We start from the raw sequence: 6,190 nt of genomic DNA, 5'->3' as shown, positions 1-6,190 counted from the left end.
CCGCAGGGCCCCGGCCGTCGGTGCGCTCGGCGCGGCCCGCGGGGGGGCGGTCCTCGCGCGCGCCGCCGACAGCGGCCCGGTGAGCGGCACCCGGCCGGTGAGCGCGGGCGCCGTGGAGGGGAGGGGCGGCACGGTGAGCAGGGCCGGCGCCGTGGGCGCGCCCTGCCCGGTCAGCGGCCGCCCGTCGCGCAGCGCCTCGAAGAGCCGCTTCGCCCCGGCCTGGTCCCAGAGCACGGTGAGGCCCCACCCCGGCACCGGGTGGTCCACCTGCGCCAGCGGCACGGTCGCGAAGTCGGCGTTGGCCGCGGAGAGCTCTCGGAGCCGGCCCGCCAGCTCCACCAGGTCCTGGCCGGTCAGCTGCTGGTCCACCGTCAGGGACTTCAGCACCCCGCCGGCCGCGGTCGCCAGCCGGCCCGGGTCGAGCAGCAGCCCGCTGCTCTCGGCCTGGTGCAGCAGTTCGGCGAGGAACCGCTGCTGGCGGTGCATCCGCCCGAGGTCCGCGCTCGCGTCCAGGTGCCGGGCCCGGACGTACTTGAGCGCGCCCACGCCGTCCAGCCGGGTGCTGCCGGCCGGCAGGTCGAGGCCGGAGTACTCGTCGTGCAGCGGCCGGTTGCTGCACACCCGGACTCCGCCCAGCGCGTCCACGGTCGACACGAAGCCCAGGAAGTCCACCTGCACGTAGTGGTCGATCCGCAGGCCGGTGGCCTGCTCGACGGTGCGCACCGTCAGCGGGGCGCCGCCCAGGCCGTAGGCGGCGTTCAGCTTGCCCCGGCCGGCCGGCACCGTCCGGTGGGTGGCGAGGTCCTGGTGGGCGGGGATGTCCAGGTAGGAGTCGCGCGGCAGGCTGACCACCCCGACCCGGTCGCCGTCGCGGGCGAGCTGGACCAGCAGCATGGTGTCGGTGCAGTGGCAGCCCTCACCGCCGGCGTGCAGCGTGTTCCTCAGCAGGTCGGGGTCCACGCCCTCGCGCTCGTCGGTGCCGACCACCAGGACGGTGGTGCCGCCGTCGTCGGCCGGCCGCTCGTGCGGGGGGCCCAGCGCGTCCACCCGGTCGACGGCCTCGCCGACCCCGTGCAGCACCGTCCAGCCGGCGCCGGAGGTGGCCAGGACGGCCAGCGCGAGCGTCCCGGTCAGCCGCACCGTCCACCGCCGGCGCGAGCGGCCCGGTCCGCAGCGCCCCGGCCGGGCGGGGTCCGGCCCGGCGGGGTCCGGCTCGGCGCGGTCCGCGGCTGCGGCGGGCGCGGTGGATCGGGGCTCTGGCACCTTTCGGATGGTAGGCGCGCGGCGGTGCCGGTCCGGTGCGTACACGCCGGACGCCCGGCGGTGGCCGACGTGGCCGGGACGGGTGGTGCACGGCCGAATGTGGCGAAACGTTCCGGCCAGTGTGCGAGCGGCCGCGGAGCCGTCGTGGCAAGGACCGGGGAGCGACGGCGTTCATCCGGCACCGGTACCGTTGGCCCCGATGAACACCATGGCTGCTGAGGAGCTGCCGGCGGTCTCCGTGATCATGCCGGTACTCAACGAGGAACGACACCTACGTACCGCGGTCCGGCGCATCCTGGAGCAGGAGTACGCCGGGGCCATGGAGGTGGTGATCGCCCTGGGCCCGTCCACCGACCGGACCGACGCGATCGCCGCCGAACTGGCCGCCGAGGACCCGCGGGTGCGGACGGTGCCCAACCCCACCGGGCGCACCCCGGCCGGGCTGAACGCGGCGATCCGTGCCTCCACCCACCCGATAGTGGTCCGGGTCGACGGGCACGGGCTGCTCACCCCGGGCTACATCGCCACCGCGGTCCGCCTGCTCGGCGAGATGGACGCGGCCAACGTCGGCGGCATCATGCACGCCGAGGGCGAGAGCGAGTGGGAGAAGGCGGTCGCCGCCGCCATGACCTCCAAGATCGGCGTGGGCAACGCGGCCTTCCACACCGGCGGCCTGGCCGGCCCGGCCGAGACCGTCTACCTCGGGGTCTTCCGGCGCGAGGTGCTGGAGCGGCTCGGCGGCTACAACGAGGAGTTCGTCCGCGCCCAGGACTGGGAGCTGAACTACCGGATCCGCCAGGAGGGCGGGCTGATCTGGTTCACCCCGCAGCTGCGGGTGACCTACCGGCCGCGCCCGAGCGTGCGGGCCCTGGCCAAGCAGTACAAGGACTACGGCCGCTGGCGCCGGGTGGTGACCCGCTACCACCGCGGCTCGGTCAACCTGCGCTACCTGGCCCCGCCGGCCGCGCTGACCGCGGTGGTGCTGGGCACGCTGCTGGGCGTCCTGGTCCACCCGGCCTTCCTGATCCTGCCCGGGGGCTACCTGGCCGGGATCCTGGGCGGTTCGCTGGTGGAGGGGCGCGGCCTGTCCGGCCGGGCCCGCGCGCAGCTGCCGGTGGCGCTGGCGACCATGCACCTCAGCTGGGGGTGGGGCTTCCTCACCTCACCGCGCAAGCTGGCCCGCACGGTGATCGCCAGCACCGCCGCCGCGGTGGCGGTGCCCGAACGCACCTCCTGACGCCCGGGCGCGCGCTACCGTCGGCCCATGGCGGACGGTAGCGGGGCGCCCGGTGGGGCGCGGGTCGGTGCGGCGGGTCCCGGCGCGGCCCGGTTCGGTGCGGCGGCTCCCGGTCTCGGCGAGGCGGTTCCCGGCCCCGGTGCGGCGCGGATCGAGCCGAGTGCGGACGTCGATCCGCGGGCGCGGGTCGGGGCGGGCAGCACCGTGTGGCACCTCGCCCAGGTGCGCGAGGACGCGGTGATCGGCGCGCAGTGCGTGATCGGGCGCGGTGCGTACGTCGGGCCCGGGGTGCGGATCGGCGACCGGGTGAAGGTGCAGAACCACGCCCTGGTCTACGAGCCGGCCGTGGTCGAGGACGGCGTCTTCATCGGCCCGGCCGTGGTGCTGACCAACGACCTCTACCCGCGCGCGGTCGGCGTGGACGGCCGGCTCAAGGGCGCGGCGGACTGGCGGGCCCGCGGGGTGACGCTGCGCGAGGGCTGCTCGGTGGGCGGCCGCGCGGTGCTGGTCGCCGGTGTGACGGTGGGCCGCTGGGCGCTGGTCGCGGCCGGCGCGGTGGTGCACCGGGACGTGCCGGACTTCGCGCTGGTGGCCGGGGTCCCGGCGCGCCGGATCAAGTGGGTCGGCCGGGCCGGCGAGCCGCTGGAGCCGCTCGGCGCGGACCGCTGGCGCTGCCCGCGCACCGGCGAGGAGTACCACGAGCGGGCCGGGGTGCTCGCACCCGCGCCCTGACCGCGCCACTCGCCCCGACCGGTGAGCCGGGTGCCCGGCCCACCGGTCCACCGGTCCACCTGCTCACCGGCTCACTGGTCCAGCGAGCCGGTCCAGCCCTGCACGCAGCCCGAGTCGTCGCCGTTGTGGACGGTGACGCCGCCGGGTGCCGCGTTCGGGCTCGCGCTCGGGTCGACCGCGCCCGCGTCGCCGCCCGTCCCGGTCGCGCCGCCGGAGCCGCCGGGCCGGTAGTCCGCGCCGAAGGTGACCACCACCGTGCTGCCCGAACCCCCCGGCAGCACCGCGGAGTCCGGCAGCCCCAGGGCCTTGGCGATCGCGGCGGCCGCGGGCTGCTCGGCGGCCTTGGGGTACCGCACGGTGCTGGTGACCACGTTGTGCGGGCCGCCACCGCCGGCCGACGCGTCGTAGCCCAGGTCGGCGAGGGTCTGCGCGCCGTTGGTGGCCAGCATCGCGGCGCCGGTCCCGTTCAGCACGGTGACCGTGACCGAGGACGGGTCGACCGGGGTCGCGGGGCCGCTCGGTGTCGTCTGTGCCGGCGCACTGGGTGTCGCCGCGGGGGAGGACGGCGCGGGGGAGGACGGCGCGTTCGAGGCGGCGGCCGCCTCGTTGCCGGTCAGCGGCCTGCCCTCCCGGACCAGTTGGAAGAGCTGGTCGGCGGCGGGCTGGGTGAAGGCTGCCTTCTGGCGGAAGTTGGGGTTCGGGTCGTCCGGCGTGTAGTGCATCTCGGGCTGCACGAAGTCCACCGCGCCGGGCTTGATGGCGTGCAACTCGTCGGCGAGCGCGACCAGTTTGGTGGTCCCGGCTATCGCGTCGTCCACCGTGATCGACCGGGTGGCCGCCTCGATCATCGGGAAGGCGGCGGTCGGGTCGAGCAGCGTGCCGGCGCTGGTGACCTTGCGCAGCAGGGCCGCCAGGTAGGCGCGCTGCATGGTGAACCGGCCCAGCGAGCTGCCGTCCTGCACCTTGTCGCGGGTCCGCACGAAGGCCAGCCCCTGCTCACCGTCCAGCGTGTGCGGGCCGGCCGAGAGGTTGAGGTGGGAGTTCGGGTCGTTGATCGGCGAGCAGAGCGTGACGGGCACGCCGTGCACCGCGTCGGTGAGGTCCTTGACGCCCTGGAAGTTGACCAGTGCGTAGTGGTCGATCTTCAGCTGGGTGATCGACTCCACCGTGCTGGTCACGCAGCCGGGGCCGCCGCGGCCGAGCGCCTCGTTGAGCGGGTGGTGGGTCAGCGCGCGGAAGACCTCCCCGCTCTTCGGGTCCTTGCACTCGGGCAGGTCGACGAGGGTGTCGCGGGGCAGGTTGACCGCCACCGCCGATCGGCGGTCGGGGGATATGTGCAGCACGATGTTGACGTCGTTGTTGCCGATCCCGGTGTTGTCCCGGTCGCCGTAGCCGCCGTCCAGGCCGGCCCGGCTGTCGGTGCCGATGACCAGGATGTTCATCGCGGTGTGGCCGGCCTGGTCGGTGGGGCCGGGCGGCGGCGGCGCGATGGCGTCGGCGGCGCGCAGCGGCGCGTGCTGGATGTTGGAGTCCAGGTGGCGCAGGTAGAGGTAGCCCGCCCCGCAGGTGGCCAGCAGCACGCCGCCGGTGGTGAAGGCGACCGGCTTCAGCCAGCGGCGCGCCGCGCTCCGCTCCTGCTTCCGGCGCCGCCGGCCACGGCCGTCGGCGGCCCGGGTGGCCCGGTGGCCGGCCCGCTCCGTGCCCCGGGTGCCGGTGGCCGGTGTACCGATGCTCTCGCTGCTGTTCATGATCGCTGCAACCGCCCCTCGTGCCTCCCGGGAACCTCCCGGTGGTGCGGGGAGGCACAGGTGCGACGCGGGTGCCCCCCCGTGGCTGCCCTCGCAGGGGAACCTATCGTGCGAGCACGACAGGTCAGCGGGTTTGTTACATAATCAGAACGGTTTGCTGGAACGCCTCGACAAGGCGAAAGGTCTCACTCCGCGACCGACTTTCTGCTCACATCGCGCGCGGAGCGGTCGACCCGGCCCGCTCACCCGATCGGCCGCCCCGGTCAGCCCACCCGCAGCGTCACGCGCTCGGAGTCGATCCGCCCGCGCCACTGGTCCTCCGTCAGCGCCTGCGAGTTGCGGCAGAGCACCACCGAGGCGCCGACCGCCAGCGGGGCGAGCAGCCCGGCCTCCAGGCCGGCCCAGCTGTCGTACGACAGCGTGCTGAGCACCCGTGAGCCGCGCTCCAGGCCCAGCCGGGCGGCGCCCTCGCGGGCCAGCTGCACGGTCTGCGAGCCGGTCAGCTTCAGCGGCAGGCCGTCGACGACGGTCTCCAGCGCGGGGGCGTCGGCGGCGACCGGCGAGTACGGCGCGAACCGGTCGCCCTGGCCGGGCACCTCGGCCGCGTAGTCCAGGAAGCCGTCCGGGCGCTGCGGGAAGCGACCGCCCAGCGGGCGCAGCGCCAGCGCCACCCGTTCGCCGGAGCAGGCGTGCGCGGCCTCCAGCCCGTCCGGGCCGCTGACCACCAGGGTGGCACTGGCCGGGTCGCCGTCGGGCACCGCGGTGACGCCGACCGACCAGCAGGCCAGCAGCCACACCGCGCTCTGCCAGTGGGCGGGCAGCAGCAGGGCCGCGCGGTCCTCGGGGCCCGCGTTCAGCTCGTCCTGCAGCAGGTTGGCGGTCTTGGCGACCCAGTTGTCGAAGGTTTTGACGGACAGTTCGACTCGTTCCCCCGACAGGTCGTCGTAGAACGTGACCAGGGGGCGGGCGGGGTCCTCACCGAGGGCGGCTCGCAGCAGCTCGGCGGGGGTGTGGGCGTCGGCAGCGAAAGGCGCAGTCATGGTGCGGTCCAGCCTAAGGCCTGGTGCGGACCTGAGGGGAGGGGGCCCGCGGGCGGTTGACCTTGTCGAATACCCGTCAGAAACGTTCCAGGGGACGGGTGGCGAGGGAGGAGATATGCACGCATTATCCGTTTTATGCGGATTTCACTTGCCCCCTTGATCGGTATCGG

General features: G+C 75.1%; 5 protein-coding genes. 2 read left to right on the top strand and 3 right to left on the bottom strand.

What is annotated here, in order from left to right; all coding sequences use genetic code 11:
- Positions 1–1,263, bottom strand: a 1,263-nt coding sequence (locus ABD323_RS38915) for an LCP family protein (RefSeq protein ID WP_344446830.1), incomplete at its 3' end; no start/stop codon positions are given.
- A gap of 208 nt (positions 1,264–1,471) precedes the next feature.
- Here ABD323_RS38915 and ABD323_RS38910 point away from each other — a divergent pair.
- Positions 1,472–2,500, top strand: coding sequence for a glycosyltransferase family 2 protein (locus ABD323_RS38910; protein ID WP_344446831.1), 1,029 nt, complete (start codon positions 1,472–1,474; stop codon positions 2,498–2,500).
- A gap of 27 nt (positions 2,501–2,527) precedes the next feature.
- Positions 2,528–3,232 carry an acyltransferase gene (locus ABD323_RS38905; protein ID WP_344446829.1) on the top strand — a complete coding sequence of 235 codons (705 nt, stop codon included), beginning with the start codon at positions 2,528–2,530 and terminating at the stop codon, positions 3,230–3,232.
- Positions 3,233–3,303: 71 nt separating this feature from the next.
- Here the strand turns inward: ABD323_RS38905 and ABD323_RS38900 are convergent, their stop codons facing one another.
- Positions 3,304–4,980, bottom strand: coding sequence for an LCP family protein (locus ABD323_RS38900; RefSeq protein ID WP_344446828.1), 1,677 nt, complete (start codon positions 4,978–4,980; stop codon positions 3,304–3,306).
- Positions 4,981–5,243: 263 nt separating this feature from the next.
- Positions 5,244–6,020, bottom strand: a complete 777-nt coding sequence (locus ABD323_RS38895; RefSeq protein WP_344446827.1) for a TIGR03089 family protein — start codon at positions 6,018–6,020, stop codon at positions 5,244–5,246.
- Positions 6,021–6,190: the final 170 nt, after the last annotated feature.

It is taken from the genome of Kitasatospora nipponensis (genome assembly GCF_039528135.1).
Lineage (GTDB): Bacteria > Actinomycetota > Actinomycetes > Streptomycetales > Streptomycetaceae > Kitasatospora > Kitasatospora nipponensis.
Note: the sequence above shows the minus strand (reverse complement) of the source record. Positions and strands in the feature narration are given on the sequence as shown.

What these genes read in the sequence shown, in the direction of transcription:
- ABD323_RS38910 (WP_344446831.1), top strand. Translation starts at nt 1,472, where the DNA reads ATGGCTGCTGAGGAGCTGCCGGCGGTCTCCGTGATCATGCCGGTACTC.
- ABD323_RS38905 (WP_344446829.1), top strand. Translation starts at nt 2,528, where the DNA reads ATGGCGGACGGTAGCGGGGCGCCCGGTGGGGCGCGGGTCGGTGCGGCG.
- ABD323_RS38900 (WP_344446828.1), bottom strand. Translation starts at nt 4,980, where the DNA reads ATGAACAGCAGCGAGAGCATCGGTACACCGGCCACCGGCACCCGGGGC.
- ABD323_RS38895 (WP_344446827.1), bottom strand. Translation starts at nt 6,020, where the DNA reads ATGACTGCGCCTTTCGCTGCCGACGCCCACACCCCCGCCGAGCTGCTG.